The 13,810-nt window shown below is 46.8% G+C and carries 18 protein-coding genes; 5 read left to right on the plus strand and 13 right to left on the minus strand.

What is annotated here, in order from left to right:
- Positions 1-36 precede the first annotated feature (36 nt).
- Positions 37-276: a hypothetical protein gene (locus C7475_RS06020; protein WP_110052221.1), complete on the minus strand. Its 240-nt coding sequence runs from the start codon at positions 274-276 to the stop codon at positions 37-39.
- 111 nt (positions 277-387) lie between these two features.
- Here C7475_RS06020 and C7475_RS06025 point away from each other — a divergent pair, with 111 nt between their 5' ends.
- The gene (locus tag C7475_RS06025) at positions 388-996 is read left to right on the plus strand and encodes a DUF4142 domain-containing protein (protein ID WP_158286431.1); all 609 of its coding nucleotides are present in this window, start codon (positions 388-390) and stop codon (positions 994-996) included.
- A gap of 18 nt (positions 997-1,014) precedes the next feature.
- Complete coding sequence (locus tag C7475_RS06030; protein ID WP_110052226.1) at positions 1,015-1,404, plus strand: SPW repeat protein; 390 nt, start codon at positions 1,015-1,017, stop codon at positions 1,402-1,404.
- A 2-nt stretch (positions 1,405-1,406) separates the two neighbouring features.
- On the opposite strand, the gene C7475_RS06035 is transcribed toward C7475_RS06030, so the two are convergent.
- From C7475_RS06035 to C7475_RS06090, 12 genes are all read right to left on the minus strand, one after another.
- Complete coding sequence (locus C7475_RS06035) at positions 1,407-1,796, minus strand: DUF6766 family protein (protein ID WP_199236173.1); 390 nt, start codon at positions 1,794-1,796, stop codon at positions 1,407-1,409.
- Between the two features lie 16 nt (positions 1,797-1,812).
- Positions 1,813-2,772, minus strand: a complete 960-nt coding sequence (locus C7475_RS06040; protein WP_110052229.1) for a TIGR03885 family FMN-dependent LLM class oxidoreductase — start codon at positions 2,770-2,772, stop codon at positions 1,813-1,815.
- Between the two features lie 42 nt (positions 2,773-2,814).
- Positions 2,815-3,066 carry a hypothetical protein gene (locus C7475_RS06045; RefSeq protein WP_110052231.1) on the minus strand — a complete coding sequence of 84 codons (252 nt, stop codon included), beginning with the start codon at positions 3,064-3,066 and terminating at the stop codon, positions 2,815-2,817.
- A gap of 32 nt (positions 3,067-3,098) precedes the next feature.
- Complete coding sequence (locus tag C7475_RS06050) at positions 3,099-3,647, minus strand: 4'-phosphopantetheinyl transferase superfamily protein (protein ID WP_110052234.1); 549 nt, start codon at positions 3,645-3,647, stop codon at positions 3,099-3,101.
- The gene (locus tag C7475_RS06055) at positions 3,644-3,898 is read right to left on the minus strand and encodes a phosphopantetheine-binding protein (protein ID WP_110052237.1); all 255 of its coding nucleotides are present in this window, start codon (positions 3,896-3,898) and stop codon (positions 3,644-3,646) included. Before C7475_RS06055 ends, C7475_RS06050 begins: the two co-directional genes overlap by 4 nt.
- 5 nt (positions 3,899-3,903) lie before the next feature.
- Positions 3,904-5,175: a beta-ketoacyl synthase gene (locus C7475_RS06060; protein ID WP_110052239.1), complete on the minus strand. Its 1,272-nt coding sequence runs from the start codon at positions 5,173-5,175 to the stop codon at positions 3,904-3,906.
- Complete coding sequence (locus tag C7475_RS06065; RefSeq protein ID WP_110052242.1) at positions 5,168-5,614, minus strand: 3-hydroxyacyl-ACP dehydratase FabZ family protein; 447 nt, start codon at positions 5,612-5,614, stop codon at positions 5,168-5,170. The genes C7475_RS06060 and C7475_RS06065 overlap by 8 nt, the downstream gene beginning before the upstream one ends.
- On the minus strand, positions 5,611-6,414 hold the full coding sequence (locus C7475_RS06070; protein ID WP_110052244.1) for an SDR family oxidoreductase: 804 nt from the start codon (positions 6,412-6,414) through the stop codon (positions 5,611-5,613). The genes C7475_RS06065 and C7475_RS06070 overlap by 4 nt, the downstream gene beginning before the upstream one ends.
- Entirely contained in the window at positions 6,408-7,460 is a 1,053-nt protein-coding gene (locus C7475_RS06075; protein WP_110052247.1) for a type III polyketide synthase, read from the minus strand. The genes C7475_RS06070 and C7475_RS06075 overlap by 7 nt, the downstream gene beginning before the upstream one ends.
- The gene (locus C7475_RS06080; protein WP_110052249.1) at positions 7,457-8,170 is read right to left on the minus strand and encodes a methyltransferase domain-containing protein; all 714 of its coding nucleotides are present in this window, start codon (positions 8,168-8,170) and stop codon (positions 7,457-7,459) included. The genes C7475_RS06075 and C7475_RS06080 overlap by 4 nt, the downstream gene beginning before the upstream one ends.
- Positions 8,171-8,176: 6 nt before the next feature.
- Positions 8,177-9,301, minus strand: a complete 1,125-nt coding sequence (locus C7475_RS06085) for an NAD(P)/FAD-dependent oxidoreductase (RefSeq protein WP_110052252.1) — start codon at positions 9,299-9,301, stop codon at positions 8,177-8,179.
- Between the two features lie 252 nt (positions 9,302-9,553).
- Complete coding sequence (locus C7475_RS06090; RefSeq protein WP_110052254.1) at positions 9,554-10,510, minus strand: manganese catalase family protein; 957 nt, start codon at positions 10,508-10,510, stop codon at positions 9,554-9,556.
- A 251-nt stretch (positions 10,511-10,761) separates the two neighbouring features.
- Here C7475_RS06090 and C7475_RS06095 point away from each other — a divergent pair, with 251 nt between their 5' ends.
- The 3 genes from C7475_RS06095 (at position 10,762) to C7475_RS06105 (ending at position 13,809) form a co-directional block, all read left to right on the plus strand.
- Complete coding sequence (locus C7475_RS06095; RefSeq protein WP_110052256.1) at positions 10,762-11,007, plus strand: hypothetical protein; 246 nt, start codon at positions 10,762-10,764, stop codon at positions 11,005-11,007.
- Between the two features lie 104 nt (positions 11,008-11,111).
- Positions 11,112-12,830, plus strand: a complete 1,719-nt coding sequence (locus C7475_RS06100; RefSeq protein ID WP_110052259.1) for a carbamoyltransferase C-terminal domain-containing protein — start codon at positions 11,112-11,114, stop codon at positions 12,828-12,830.
- Between the two features lie 7 nt (positions 12,831-12,837).
- On the plus strand, positions 12,838-13,809 hold the full coding sequence (locus C7475_RS06105; protein WP_110052261.1) for a glycosyltransferase family 2 protein: 972 nt from the start codon (positions 12,838-12,840) through the stop codon (positions 13,807-13,809).
- Position 13,810 lies beyond the last annotated feature (1 nt).

A 13,810-nucleotide genomic window follows, 5' to 3' on the forward strand; every position in this document is an offset into this window, starting at 1 on the left:
GTTCCCTGTATTCAGACATTTTCTTTTTCAGATTCCTTAGTCATGCCCTTCCACCTTAACAATTTTGTTGTAGATACCCATCAGCAGGAAGGGGGCGGCCCATTGGCCAATAAACAAACTGATATGTTTCTGCCTCAGGCACTGTAAAGCCAGGGAAACGCCCATAGCGCCTACAGCAGCCCATAAATAAGTATCTGAAGGCAATTTGGCTGTTTGTTTTTCAATGGCCCTTGCAACTGGTCCTTCTTCATGACCCTGGTTAAGTACGGAGTTCATAATTACATGTTTTTAAGTGAAACAATACTGTTCATTGTTGTAATAAGGCTATAAAACTATGCCAGCATGTGTGGTATTTTTTTTGTCGCTCATTATCATAAAGCACATTGTATGAAAAGGATGCCCTTAGTTTTGATAACAGCCGCCATGCTCATGTATGGTTGTGGCAACGATAGCTCCAAAAGCCGTCAGGAAGCCAGCAGTGACAGCACCGCTGCCATGGCAGAAAGTATGGACCATATCAGTAATGCTTCTGTCGATTTTGCCACTGACCTGGCCAGCAGCAATATGAAAGAAGTCGAACTGGGTAAAGTTGCGCTCAAAAATGCAAATTACGGCCGGTTAAAGGAGTTCGCGCAGAAAATGATAGATGCGCATACACAGTCTAACAGTGAGCTCCAGAAGGCATGTTATACAGCAGGTGTAACGCTTCCTGCAGGATTGGAAAAATCTGATCAGGAAGAAGTAGATAAATTAGCTGGTAAAACCGGGAAAGACTTTGACAGGGACTACATTAAAAAGATGGTGAGTGAACATCAGAAAGCAATGGAAAGATTGGATGCCGCTGCTACCAATATGAAAGATGTTTCGTTACGCAATTATGCGGAGAAGACACTGCCTGTCGTAAAGGCACATCTTGCAGAAGCAAGGACCATCCTGGAGGATGTACGCAAGCAATATGATCCGACACAGTTTGATGATGTTGAATCTTATCAATAACATTTAAGCATACAAGCAATGGGTCTCATCAGCACTAAAACACATGCAATCCTGGATTACACAGTAAGCATACTTCTTATCGCAACTCCGTGGATGTTCAGCTTTCATGACGGAAGCGCCGCACACTGGATTCCGGTTATTAACGGCATAGCTGCGCTGATCGTATCTTTTTTCACAAATTATGAGGGAGGGTTCTTCAAAATAATATCCATGAAAGGACATCTTACAATAGACGTCTTAGCTGGTGTCATTCTTGCGCTTTCCCCATGGTTATTTGGCTTTGCAGATCAGATATTCCTCCCTCATCTGTTGATCGGTATATTTGAAATAGCGGCCGGTTTGATGACAAACCGGGCGCCATTCCAACTGGGAAAGGAAATGTCGGTAAGAACTGCCCATCATTCCTGATGTTAACTTTCAGGATACTTTTCTTTCCATTCTGCCAGCAATTGTTCTGCATTCTCGGGGTCCAGCCGGCGGATGATGAAATCCAGTTTCTCCTCCTTCCGGTCATCTCCCTCTTTTGATTGTGATGATCCGCAATACCAGAGAAATGCAAGACCAGCTACCTGCCATATCAGTTGCAGGAACTCAGACTGCCAATTCTCCATGGTGTCCCTCATCATCTCGGTGATATAATCGCTGGTATTGACTACCTGTCCGTGTTGCAGTTGTTCGCTTACAAATACTTTCCAGCCGAAATACCAGTGTAGTACAACGGAGATAAGGAAGAATGCCAGGGTATACCATAAATAGCCTTTTCTTTTGAAGATAGAATACCTCTTAGTACCTGTAGTCATATTTAATCCTTTAGGGTTATTGAATATATGGCAGCACTTTCTCTTTGAAGCTTTTGATAAAAAATTCCTGCTGCCTGTACACGTTATGAAGAATAATGCGGTCGAATCCCATTTGAACGTATTTCCGGATCATGGTGATGCATCGTTCAGGATCAGCTGTGATAAGCATTTTTGCTGCAATATCTTCCAGTTTTACGTGAGAAGCGATGCTATCAAACTGTGTAGGCCTGCTCAGGTCATTCAACACATCCGGTGTAAAAAAATTTGTACGCCATTGATCGTAAGCTGCTTCCTCTGCTTCTTTTTCCGAGCCGGCGTATGAAAATGCGATCTGTATATAGACAGGTTTTCCCGCACCGCCGTTGTTCCGGAAAGCGTTTACGATGCGCTGCAACTGTTCATCTTCCAGCGCTACAGTGATCAATCCATCAGCCCATTTACCCGCCCATGCAGCAGTTTTCTCAGACAACGCTGTTGCCATTAATGGCGGCGGCGTAACAGGCAGCGTGTATAACCTGGCTTCTTTCACCCTGACCAGTCCATTGTGAGTAACAGTCTGGCCTTGTAAGAGATCCCGTATTATCTGCACACATTCAAGCAAACGTGCATTCCTCTCCTCCTTCTGTGGCCAGACATCACCGGTGATACTTTCATTAAGCGCCTCGCCACTGCCCAGCTCTACCGAGAACCTGTCCGGAAACATCTCACTCAAGGTTGCAATGGCCTGCGCAACAATAGCGGGATGATAACGTTGTCCCGGAGCACATACCATACTGAACGGCAAACTGGTTGCCTGCATGGCTGCACCGATCCAGGAAAAGGAAAAGCCGCTCTGTCCCTGCCGTTCGCTCCATGGATGAAAGTGGTCAGAGGAATGGATAGCCTGAAATCCACCCTGCTCTGCAGCTACTGCATAACGCAGCAATGCAGATGGCGGATGTTGTTCGTGCGATGCGTGATAAGCGATAACTGCCATACCGATATCATTACCATCTCCGTACCAAACTCACCATATACTTCAAGTAGCTTTACCTTTCAGTTCCCAGTGGTCTTTAATACGATTACCTTCACGGTCGTATTTCAAGGTACGCGCATAACGTTCTCCACGTACATTTCCATCATTTGTTCTTTTTCCGATAAACAGGAGTATAGGATTTCCTGCCTCGTCCGTTTTAAAAGAGAGATCATATCCTTTGAATTCCATGTCTACCATACTGGATGGGGCATACTGCTGCGACAGTTTTTTCACAAGTGTTTCACTGAGCTTCATGTAATGTCTTTTAACATTACTCACTCAAAAAATTACACCCCTGGAAATAGATTGTTTCGTACGAGCCCTACATAGTCACCATGATGACTGATGGAAACAGGTATAGTAGAATAAGTGCCGCAGTTCATGAGATAAGGAACACCATCCTGGTTTTTCACCAGTGCATTACCTGTAGTAAAAAGATGTGATGGCAGACTATTGCCTGTATAGATATCTATGCGATTGAGGAAAACATCGTGAGAGACTGCTACTGTGTGAATATAACTATTGTTGCGATAACTGATAAAAGGATAATTACAGGCTTCAAACAACACCGTTCCGGTAATTGTGTCCTCCTGTTCATCCGACAAAGTACAGTTGAATTTTACGGGGTTATATACTCTGTTGTTCGTAATACGGTTAATGATCTTATAAGCAGCTTCTTTACAGCTCCAGAGCAGCCATACCATATCCGACGGTATGGTAGCCTGACAGATCATTTGTTGCTCCGCAGCTGTAAAGATCTTGCTGAGAAATCCTTTTCTTTGCCAGTTACTTTCCCGGCGTGCAAGGTGGAGGTCTATGATATCATTACCGATCATTTTGCAGCCAGTTTGGCTTCTATGATCTCCATAGCGGACTTTACGTCCAGCATGCGCTCCATTGATTCATTATCGATCACAATATTGAATTGTTCTTCCACATCCAGGATCACGTCCACCAGGTTGGCGGAATTGATCTTCAGATCATTGACAAAATCTGTGTTTTCATTAATGTTCAGCAGGGCTTCCTGGTTTTTCGCATACGGTTTTACGATCTCTTTTAATTGTGCTATCAGCGTTTCTTTGTCCATTGGTTTTATTTATACTTCTTTAAAATCACGCAGGCATTTACATCACCAAAGCCAAAGCTGGCTTTCGCTATCAAATTTAAATCTTTATAAAGCAACTGTTGAGGTATTTTTTCAGGATCTATGATAGCCGTGATATCGGGGTGCAGGTCTTCGCAATTGATATTGGGGAATAAGAACCCTTCGTGGAGTTGTAATACGGCAGCAACTAATTCAATACTGCCCGAACCGCTCAGACAGTGCCCTATCATACATTTGAGGGCATTGATATAAGGAAAGTCCTTTCCCTTTCTGCCTAGTGCAATGCTCCAGTTTTCAATTTCCAGTGCATCCTTTCCCGTTGCTGTCAGATGTCCGTTGATCGCATCTATTTCTTCCGGTGTTACACCTGCCGCTTTTATAGCTTCACGGATACAACGCTGAACAGCTGTACTGTTTGGCGCTGTCATGGACCCATCGCCTCTCTGCGCACCGGAGTTCATATGCCCGCCCAGCACTTCTGCATAAATAGCAGCCCCACGCTCCAATGCACTGTCAAGTGATTCAAGCACCAGCGCCCCTGCGCCACTACCGGGTACAAAACCACTGGCAGAAGCGCTCATAGGACGGGAACCCGCCGCCGGGTTATCATTATGCTTAAACGTGCAGACTTTAAGCCCATCGAAACCGCCCCATATGTAAGGACCTGCATCGCTGGTACTACCGGCCAGCATACGTTTAGCATGACCATAGCGGATACGGTCATAAGCCATCAGCACACTTTCCGCACCTGTAGCACAGGCAGACGAATTGGTCGTCACCTGGTTAGCCAGGGCCAGCTTTCCTCCCAGCCATGCACTGATGCCGCTGGCCATGGTTTGCGGCACTACGGTACTGCCCAGGCGGCGTACCTGCATGTCGTCCACTTTATAGATCGCTTCCCGTAATTTATCTACTCCGGCAGATCCTGCACCGAAAATAGTACCGCTGTCCCAATCGGGCGGCACACCGGCGCCTGCCGGTAACTGCGCATCTTTCCAGGCGTCCATACCGGCAATGAGGCCATACAGGATACCGTTACTATTGAAGTTCCTTAGTTCAAGAGGGTCGAGGTATTGCAGTTGCAAACTCTCCGGCACTTCCGGTTTTCCTGCTATCTGGCAGGAGAACTGTAATGCCGCCAGCCCGGCATCATGGCGGATACCGGAAGTACCTGTTTTGATCGCTTCTGTAAAAGCGGGGATACCAACACCGTTAGGAGCCGCAACTCCCAGTCCGGTCACTACAACTCTTTTATTCATGTGGTTTCGTAATGATCATTCCGGCAATAGTGCCACTACACACATCCTCTCCTGCTTCATTTTTCAATATAACCCTGCACTTTAGTTTACCAAAGCGGAAATATACTTTCTCAGCATATACTGTCACTTTCTCGCCAGGGAACACTGGTCGCAGGAATTCTATTTCTGTGGATGTCAGACCGAAGGTCATGTTTCCCCCCAATACTTCATCGCCCAAAAGATAAATGCCCAGGCAAACCAGCCCGGTTTGCGCCATCACTTCGGTGAGCAATACGCCCGGGGTAATGGGGTTGCCTTTGAAATGCCCTCTGTAACAATCCATGTCTTTCCTGAAAGTAAAGTGTCCCTGCACTTTCTCACTATTGATATGGTCCAGTCCATCCACAAAAAGGAACGGCGGGGCAAAGGGCAATTTTTGCAGAACTTCTTGTATTGTCATGCCTGACTGATATGTTCACCACCATTCACCGGAATCACTGCCCCGTTGATCCATGCCGCTTCATCTTTGCATAGAAGGTAAACGGCATTGGCTATATCTTCCGGGGTGGTGAGACGTTGAAAGGGGTTGCGTTGTTTAGTATATGTAATGATATCTTCACTACCGGGGATCATTTGCATGGAACGGGTCACTGTTACTCCCGCCTGTATGCAGTTAGCCCTGAGGCCCAGGGGCGCAAATTCAAGCGCTATATTACGGCTGATAGCCTCCAGCGCCGCCTTCGCAGCTGCTACTGCGGCATAATGCTTCCATGCCTTACTGCTGCCTTCACTCGTGAAAGAAAGTACCCTGGCATCCGGTGCAAACAATTGCAGTCGTACCATGGCCTGTGTCCAGTCGTACAGGCTAATGGCCATACTGTCGATCGTAATGTGAAAGTCCTCATTACTCAGCGTTGCATCGTCATTACTGTGCATGGCTTTCAGATTACCTTTAGCGATACTATGCACAAGCGTCCTGACGCGGCCATTTGCACCCATAGCAGTCTTCAATGCCATGAGCACTGAATCACGCTTCTCAGCGCTCATAGCATCGGTATTAAATGCAATTGCCTGAACACCGTTAGACCTGATTGCGTCCAGATCCTTATCGATGCGCTCCATTTCCACTCGCGGATCTCTGTGTACTATACAGATGTTCATGCCATGCAACGCCAGTTTACGGGCGGCGGCCAGCCCTAATCCGCTACTGCCTCCCAGTATCAATGCCCAGTAATGATGTGTTGCAAATTCTTTTACCATTGTAATAATATTCGCTGTGCGGAAAAGCCGGGGCCAAAACTCAGCATCAGTCCTTTTTCCCCTGCCGGCACGCCTCTGTCCATAAAACGCTCCAGCACATATAACACGGTGGCGCTGGACATATTTCCGTATAAACGTAAAACTTCTTTCGTATCGTCAATATTCTTTCCCATCTCACTGAAGAGCTGTTCTACGGTCTGAATGATCTTTTTTCCTCCGGGATGGAAGATCAGGTGATCAACGTCTTCTATGCGGTAGCCATATTTATCGAGGAAAGGGTGTATAATAGCCGGGAAATGGGCGGCAATGGTATCAGGTACCTCAACGTCCAGCACCATCTGCAAACCGGTATTAGTGAGCTTAAAGCCCATCATGTGCTCGGCCTCATAGAAATGATACATTCCTTCTGCCAGGATCTCAGGACCATTGTCGTCTTCATGCGAGGAAAGGATGGCACAGGCAGCGCCATCACCGAAAATAGCTGCACTTACAATATTCGGCATCGAATAGTCTTCCAGCTGAAAGGTAGCAGTGGGCGATTCAATTGCGATCACAGCGGCCCTTTTACCCGGATTCACTTCCAGGAACTTCTTCGCGTAGATCATACCGGAAATACCTGCTGCACATCCCATTTCAGTTACCGGTAAGCGAATGATATCCTGGCGTAACTGCAGGCGATTGATCAGGTATGCGTCCATCGAAGGGATCATGATACCCGTACAGCTGACTGTGATAATGTAATCAAGGCTTTCTGCTTCCAGACCAGCCTTTTCAAGTGCGCTCACCAGGCATTGTTCTCCCAGTTTAACCACTTCCCTTACATAAATGTCGTTCTTTTCTTCAAAGGATGTATTCGTAAAAACCTCTTCAGGGCTCATGATAGAATAACGCCTGTCAACGGCCGCATTCTCAAAGATCTTTTTAACTTTTCTTGCAAAACGGTCTTCCTGGCCGGACAACCAGATATCAAGAAAGGGCATGATCTCTTCCGTGCTTCTGGTATAAGGAGGTAAGGCTTTCGATACTGCTGTTATTTTAACGCTCATACATTAGTAATTATCCACTGATAACGGAAAGCCCATTTCCATTTGAGTGTATATTGATTGAAATTTAATTTTTGTGACAGTTCTTCTATTTCTTTTCTTTTGAAACCCCGCAGGATGGACACCAGTCCATCTTCTTTCGCCATCTTTCCCATACCCGTTAACCGGCTGAAGACCTGAAATAAGCGGTAGGCAAGTGCGCATCTGTGCAGATCATTGATAACAATTCCGATAGTGGAATTCCTGCGAAAAAGCGACATCAGCTTCGTGATCTGCCGGTCTTCAAAATGGTGCAGTGTGAGTGTGCATAATACGATATCATAGTGCATTTCCCGAAACTTTCCATCCAGAATATCCATACAATAGTAAGTGATTTCCGGGTATTGTACGGATAAAAGGGCCGCGTAATTGGCGGTATATCCATTCGCATCAATACCTGTGAGTTTCACTCTCCAGCCTTTCTTCCTGGCCTTTCTTGCCAATGTTCGCAGCATATCGCCATTACCACAGCCCACATCAACGATCGTCACCTCCTTCCCGGATGGCACATTTTCCATCAGCATACTAACTGCCTCAAGCGTGATGCTATTTCCACCCAGCAGCTGGTTAACCTGTGCTATCTGGTCCAACGTACTTCTGAGCGTTTCTCCCTCCATCCGGAGGTCATCCATGATCTCGGGAGCAAGGGTCCTCTGACTGGTCTTGACAAACATACTGGTTTATAATTTAAAAGGTTTTCCATGTGTTTGCCGGACTATCACCGGCAATAGTGCAGGGAAAAGCACAAGACCACTCATAATACCGGCTGCCAGCTCCTGTTTCCTGAAAACGGCTGACAGCACTTTTCCCGCCTGCATCCGTTTACTGAACTCCCTTTTCCAGGCCCTGATGTAGTTCCTTTCCATTTCCTGCCTGGAAGACAGATGGCCCGAAACGAGAGACAATAACTGCTCTGCAGCGATCTTTGCACTATGAATAGCCATTGCCATGCCGTTTCCGCAAAGCGGATGAATAAGACCGGCCGTATCGCCGGTCATGAGGATATGGTTATCTACTTTTTGCTTTTCTGCGAACGACACCTGGCTGATCGTCAGCGGCCGCTCAAACAGTGGCCTGCTATGTTCCAGCACTTCCTTCAGATGCGGGTTCCGGCACAGCACTTCCTGCTGATGAGCAGTTATATTCTTAAACTGCCGGAATGTATCGTAACTGACGAGGTAACAGATATTGATGATATTATTCTCCACTTTGGACACCCCACAGTACCCACCCATAAAATTATGGAGCGCCACCAGCCCGTCCGGGAAATCGCCTTCATAATGGCTCTTAACTGCCAGCCAGGGCGATCTTTGGGTTGAGAAATCACGGATCAGCTGCTGGTCCAGTGCCGACCGCTTCCCATAGGCTCCGATCACGAAACGGGCCGTCAGTTGCCGCATGCCGGTTGTCATAACCCCGAACCTATCATTCTGAAAAGAGATATCATCTACAGTATCCTCCAGTACAATGCCTCCTGCCGCTACTACCTGCTGCATCAGGAACTGGTCCAACGCATAACGGCTGATACCAAATCCGCCCAGTGGCAGCTGTGCTTCCACACTCTTACCCGAAACCGCCGATACCCTGACCCTGCTGATCCTGGCAGGGCCCAGAACGGCCGGATCAGCCCCTAGCCACTGCAGGTATGGCAATACCTCGTTCGAGATGTACTCACCGCACACCTTATGCCTCGGGAAAGGGTATTTTTCTATGACTGTAACGCGCAGCCCTGCACGTAAAAGGTGCAATGCCCCGGTTAGGCCGGCCAGTCCCCCTCCTACAATTATGACATCCGCATCAGGCATTTGTAACTAATTGATTTTCCGCATTTGAACATTCAAGATCAAACTATATGTTGCAACAAGTGTACGTTTTTTTCCTGAAATGAGAAACGACGCTATATATGAATACGTGATTTTTTCCTCTCGGGCGCGTTCAGCCTACTATTTTTTTCAGTAGTGGGTCAGGGCTAACAAAAGAGATGTCCGAAGTTATAGGGAATTACATACCGGCATTAAACAGAAGAGGGGCCGGCTCCCGCCGACCCCACTCCACCCTTATCTGATAAAACCATTGCCACTTTCATTGTAAGTACTCCATTGCGCCTCGCCGGGTGCAGCGGTGGCGTTGATCTCTGTACTTCTTAATTCGCTCATACTCTGATCAAGCTCCTTTACTCCCTCCAGCGTCCTGTCCGTGCCTTCGGGCTCAATGCCCGAGAGGCCCTGTGTTTCATGCACATACTGCAGTGGATCTTCAATGTACTGCCACTCTTCCCCAAGCTGTGTACTCGTTCCCTTGTTCCACGGTCCCCGCACTTTATTCGTATCTGACATGTTGAAATACTTATTGCTGTACCTCGGATCGCCCTGCAATACGGCCGGCGGGAAGTTAGGTTTAATGGTATCCAATGCCGCTTCAAACATCTGGAAGTGTGCTATCTCCCTCGTCATAAGGAAAGTCAGTGTTTCCTTCACATAAGGATCGTCTGTAAACTTCATCAGGTATTCGTAAGTGATCTTGGCGCGGGATTCAGCCGCCATATCAGAACGCAGGTCAACCGTCAGATCATTATTCGCGTTTACGTATGCGCCTGTCCATGGCACTCCCTGACTATTGGTCAGCATAGGGCCTCCTCCGCTATGTACAAGAAATTCAGGATGCATCATCGCGTGATGAATATATTCTTCTTTCCTTGTCGTACCCTGCATCGTTTCCATGATCTCCGAATTGTCGGCCGCATTCTTCAGTTCACCATTAATGCCCTGTAGCAATAATTGTATTGTAGCGCCCACTATTTCAAGATGACTGAACTCTTCCGTCGCAATATCCATCAGCAGATCATACTTGTCAGGATATGGTTTCCTGGCGCCGAAGGCCTGAACGAAATATTGCATTGCCGCTTTCAGTTCACCATTGGCACCACCAAACTGTTCCAGTAAAAGAGCAGCAAAGCGAGGGTCAGGTGCAGATACACGTACGTTAAATTGTAGATCTTTTACGTGATGAAACATAGTTAATCCTTTAAATGGTAAACAATTGTACAGAATGATCATCTGCCTATGTACGACTATAAACATGCCATACAGCACTTACAGTAAGTGCTTCTCATTAACTGTTTCTCATTTTACATACGTGTGTAGATAAGCTTTCCCTTTTGTCTGTACAATAAATCTATTCTCAGTGCACAGATACAGTGGCGTAATCTTTGGACACGTTCCCTGTACCATCGTTCATAATTTATCACTTCACAAAATTGATTCACATGCAAAAGCAAAACTCCAAACAGCAGCCGTCTGATGAACAAGATCCACTGAATGCAAGGCTGGCTGAAGACCAGGAAAATAATGATGAAATAAATGATGTAGATAATGACGCCGATCTTGAGGGAGATGAAGAAGAAGAATTAGACGATACTCCTGAACTCGACGAAGAAGATCTTGAAGAAAACAACCTGTCAGAAGATCAAGCAGACGACGTTCAGTGGGACCCTTCCAAAGAAAACTCATAAGTAGTGGTTTTTACTAGCACTGCGACAAACAGGGCAATAAACGAATGGTTCGTTTGTTGCCCTTCTTACTGATCTCACCTTCATATTGATAAACCCGTTCTATTATGTATACACTCGGTATTAACGCTGCTTTTCATGACTCAGCAGCATGTCTTATAAAAGACGGCCAACTTATTGCAGCAGCGGAAGATGAACGCTTCACGCATGTTAAACACGGGAAAAGACCCATTCCTTTTTCTGCTTACGAACTGCCATATCATGCAATTGATTACTGCCTTAAAACCGCGAATATTCATCTCGGCGATATTGATCATATTTCTTACTCCTTCGATCCGTTTATTCTCTTACCTGAAGAAGATGCTGAAAAGAGCCTCATTGATATTCCATTACGGCAGCCCTCGCAATTTGTGCCTGAGAAGTGGGTGTCGCCCTGGGACCCCTTGTTCCTTTCTGCTATCATTAATGCTCCGGGACAGCTAACTGACGGCTATCCTCATCATCTGCAAAAGCGCTTCAGCGGCGCACGCTTTAACAACGACCAATGGCATTTTGTAGAACATCATCTGTGTCATGCGGCAAGCGCATTCCTGCCTTCTCCTTTTCACGAAGCGGCCGTGATGACGATGGATGGACGCGGTGAGAAAGCGACCACTACATTCAGCATAGGCAGAGGTAATAACCTGGACCGTATCAGTCAGGTGAACATGCCACATTCCCTGGGATTACTGTACGAAAAAGTAACAACACATCTTGGTTTCCTTCATTCCTCCGATGAGTATAAAGTAATGGCGCTGGCCTCTTATGGCAAACCTGAATTTGTAAATGCTTTCAGGTTCATGATCAGCTTGTCCGACAATGGTGAGTACTGCATTAACGATGAGCAGATGACCGAGTTGTTAGGCCCTGCCAGAAAGAAAGGGGATGAATTTACAGCACATCATTTCAATATCGCGCATTCTTTACAAGCGGTATTACAGGAGTCTGTTCTGCAGATCAGCGAGTGGTTGCAGAAAAGGACGGGCGCCGACAACCTTTGCTTTGCCGGAGGTGTTGCTTTAAACTGCGTACTGAACGCCCGTATCAGGGATGCAGGCATCTTCAGGAACATATGGGTACAACCTGCTTCAGGTGACGCGGGCACTGCATTAGGCGCGGCATTATGGACGGATGCCACCCTTCGTAACAGCCAAGAAAAGACCTTTCAAATGGACCATGCTTACTGGGGACCAGAGTACAATGATGAAGAGATCAAATCCTTCCTCGACTGGACTAAAACACCTTATCGCCGACTGGAGAACGTAGCGGAAGAAACAGCTGAACTGTTGGCACAGGACAAGATCATCGGCTGGTACCAGGGAAGGATGGAATTTGGTCCGCGCGCCTTAGGCAGCCGTTCTATCCTTGCTTCACCTATCTCTGCCGATATGCAGGCACGTCTCAACGAGGTGAAGGACAGAGAAGATTTCCGTCCCGTAGCACCGGTAGTATTAGAAGAAGTAGCGGCCGAATGGTTTGAGGGTGCGCATTTTTCTCCCTTCATGCTTTTTGTATACGATGTTAAGCCTGATAAGAAAGACAGGATCCCGGCAGTGACGCACGTCGATGGCACCGCGCGCATACAAACTATCAACAGGAGCCAGCATAGCAGGTATTATGATCTCCTGCAATCATTCTATAAAAAAACAGGCGTACCGGTGCTGATCAATACATCATTCAATACACTCGGCAAACCCATTGTTTGTACACCGCGCGATGCTGTTGAATGTTTCTGGTCATCACCTTTTGATGCTTTGGTAATAGGTTCTTTCCTCATTCAAAAATAACCCGCTAATGGAGAAAAAAATCACAGTCGTTATCCCCTCTTATCAGCGCCCGGAACTGCTGTCCCGTTGCCTGAGGGCATTGGAAGACCAGGAGTTTGACAAGAGCGCATTTGAAGTGATCGTAGTCAGTGACGGACCGGACAAGTATACACGTCAACTGGCCTGCAGCTGGAAATATGCAGGGCTGATAGATGTCAGATACCTGGCCCTGCCAGTCAAGAAAGGCCCGGCTGCTGCCAGGAATGCCGGTTGGCGTGCTTCCGACGCACCTATGATCGCATTTACAGATGATGATACCATACCGGACCCTTACTGGCTGCAAACTGTATGGCACGCCTGGAAAGGTGAACCTGCCATCGTTTATACAGGACAGGTGATCGTTCCTTTAAAAGGACGTCCGACCGATTATGAGTGGAATACCGCACAGCTGGAAAAAGCGGAATTCGTGACTGCAAACTGCGCCTGTACAAGAGAAGCGCTGGAGCTGGTAAATGGCTTCGATGAATCTTTTGAGGCTGCATGGCGGGAAGACAGTGATCTTGAGTTCAGATTGTTACAGCAACAAGTGCCGATCTATCATCTCAAGAATGCTATCGTTCTGCATCCTGTGCGAAAGGCCGGCTGGGGTGTGAGTATCCGGGAACAACGGAAGAACGTTTTCAATGCACTACTGTATAAGAAGTTCCCCAGGCTCTACAGGGAAAAGATCCAGCGCAGCCCTACCTGGAATTATTATTTAATGATCTTTCTATTTATACTGGGCGTTGTTTTCGCACTAAATGAGGCATACACGGGATCTGCCGTTTTATTTGGCGCATGGTTATTGATGATCGGTTTGTTTGCCGGAAGGCGGTTAAAACATACATCTCATGCCACTTCACATGTGCTTGAAATGATCGTTACATCAGCGGCCATACCTTTTGCAGCTACTTACTGGAGTTTGTATGGGGCATGGCGATATAAAGTACTTTACCTGTAAA

It is taken from the genome of Chitinophaga sp. S165, assembly GCF_003182155.1.
GTDB lineage: Bacteria > Bacteroidota > Bacteroidia > Chitinophagales > Chitinophagaceae > Chitinophaga.

Coding starts and splice junctions, on each gene's coding strand:
- C7475_RS06020 (WP_110052221.1), bottom strand. CDS start 276: ATGAACTCCGTACTTAACCAGGGTCATGAAGAAGGACCAGTTGCAAGG.
- C7475_RS06025 (WP_158286431.1), top strand. CDS start 388: ATGAAAAGGATGCCCTTAGTTTTGATAACAGCCGCCATGCTCATGTAT.
- C7475_RS06030 (WP_110052226.1), top strand. CDS start 1,015: ATGGGTCTCATCAGCACTAAAACACATGCAATCCTGGATTACACAGTA.
- C7475_RS06035 (WP_199236173.1), bottom strand. CDS start 1,796: ATGACTACAGGTACTAAGAGGTATTCTATCTTCAAAAGAAAAGGCTAT.
- C7475_RS06040 (WP_110052229.1), bottom strand. CDS start 2,772: ATGGCAGTTATCGCTTATCACGCATCGCACGAACAACATCCGCCATCT.
- C7475_RS06045 (WP_110052231.1), bottom strand. CDS start 3,066: ATGAAGCTCAGTGAAACACTTGTGAAAAAACTGTCGCAGCAGTATGCC.
- C7475_RS06050 (WP_110052234.1), bottom strand. CDS start 3,647: ATGATCGGTAATGATATCATAGACCTCCACCTTGCACGCCGGGAAAGT.
- C7475_RS06055 (WP_110052237.1), bottom strand. CDS start 3,898: ATGGACAAAGAAACGCTGATAGCACAATTAAAAGAGATCGTAAAACCG.
- C7475_RS06060 (WP_110052239.1), bottom strand. CDS start 5,175: ATGAATAAAAGAGTTGTAGTGACCGGACTGGGAGTTGCGGCTCCTAAC.
- C7475_RS06065 (WP_110052242.1), bottom strand. CDS start 5,614: ATGACAATACAAGAAGTTCTGCAAAAATTGCCCTTTGCCCCGCCGTTC.
- C7475_RS06070 (WP_110052244.1), bottom strand. CDS start 6,414: ATGGTAAAAGAATTTGCAACACATCATTACTGGGCATTGATACTGGGA.
- C7475_RS06075 (WP_110052247.1), bottom strand. CDS start 7,460: ATGAGCGTTAAAATAACAGCAGTATCGAAAGCCTTACCTCCTTATACC.
- C7475_RS06080 (WP_110052249.1), bottom strand. CDS start 8,170: ATGTTTGTCAAGACCAGTCAGAGGACCCTTGCTCCCGAGATCATGGAT.
- C7475_RS06085 (WP_110052252.1), bottom strand. CDS start 9,301: ATGCCTGATGCGGATGTCATAATTGTAGGAGGGGGACTGGCCGGCCTA.
- C7475_RS06090 (WP_110052254.1), bottom strand. CDS start 10,510: ATGTTTCATCACGTAAAAGATCTACAATTTAACGTACGTGTATCTGCA.
- C7475_RS06095 (WP_110052256.1), top strand. CDS start 10,762: ATGCAAAAGCAAAACTCCAAACAGCAGCCGTCTGATGAACAAGATCCA.
- C7475_RS06100 (WP_110052259.1), top strand. CDS start 11,112: ATGTATACACTCGGTATTAACGCTGCTTTTCATGACTCAGCAGCATGT.
- C7475_RS06105 (WP_110052261.1), top strand. CDS start 12,838: ATGGAGAAAAAAATCACAGTCGTTATCCCCTCTTATCAGCGCCCGGAA.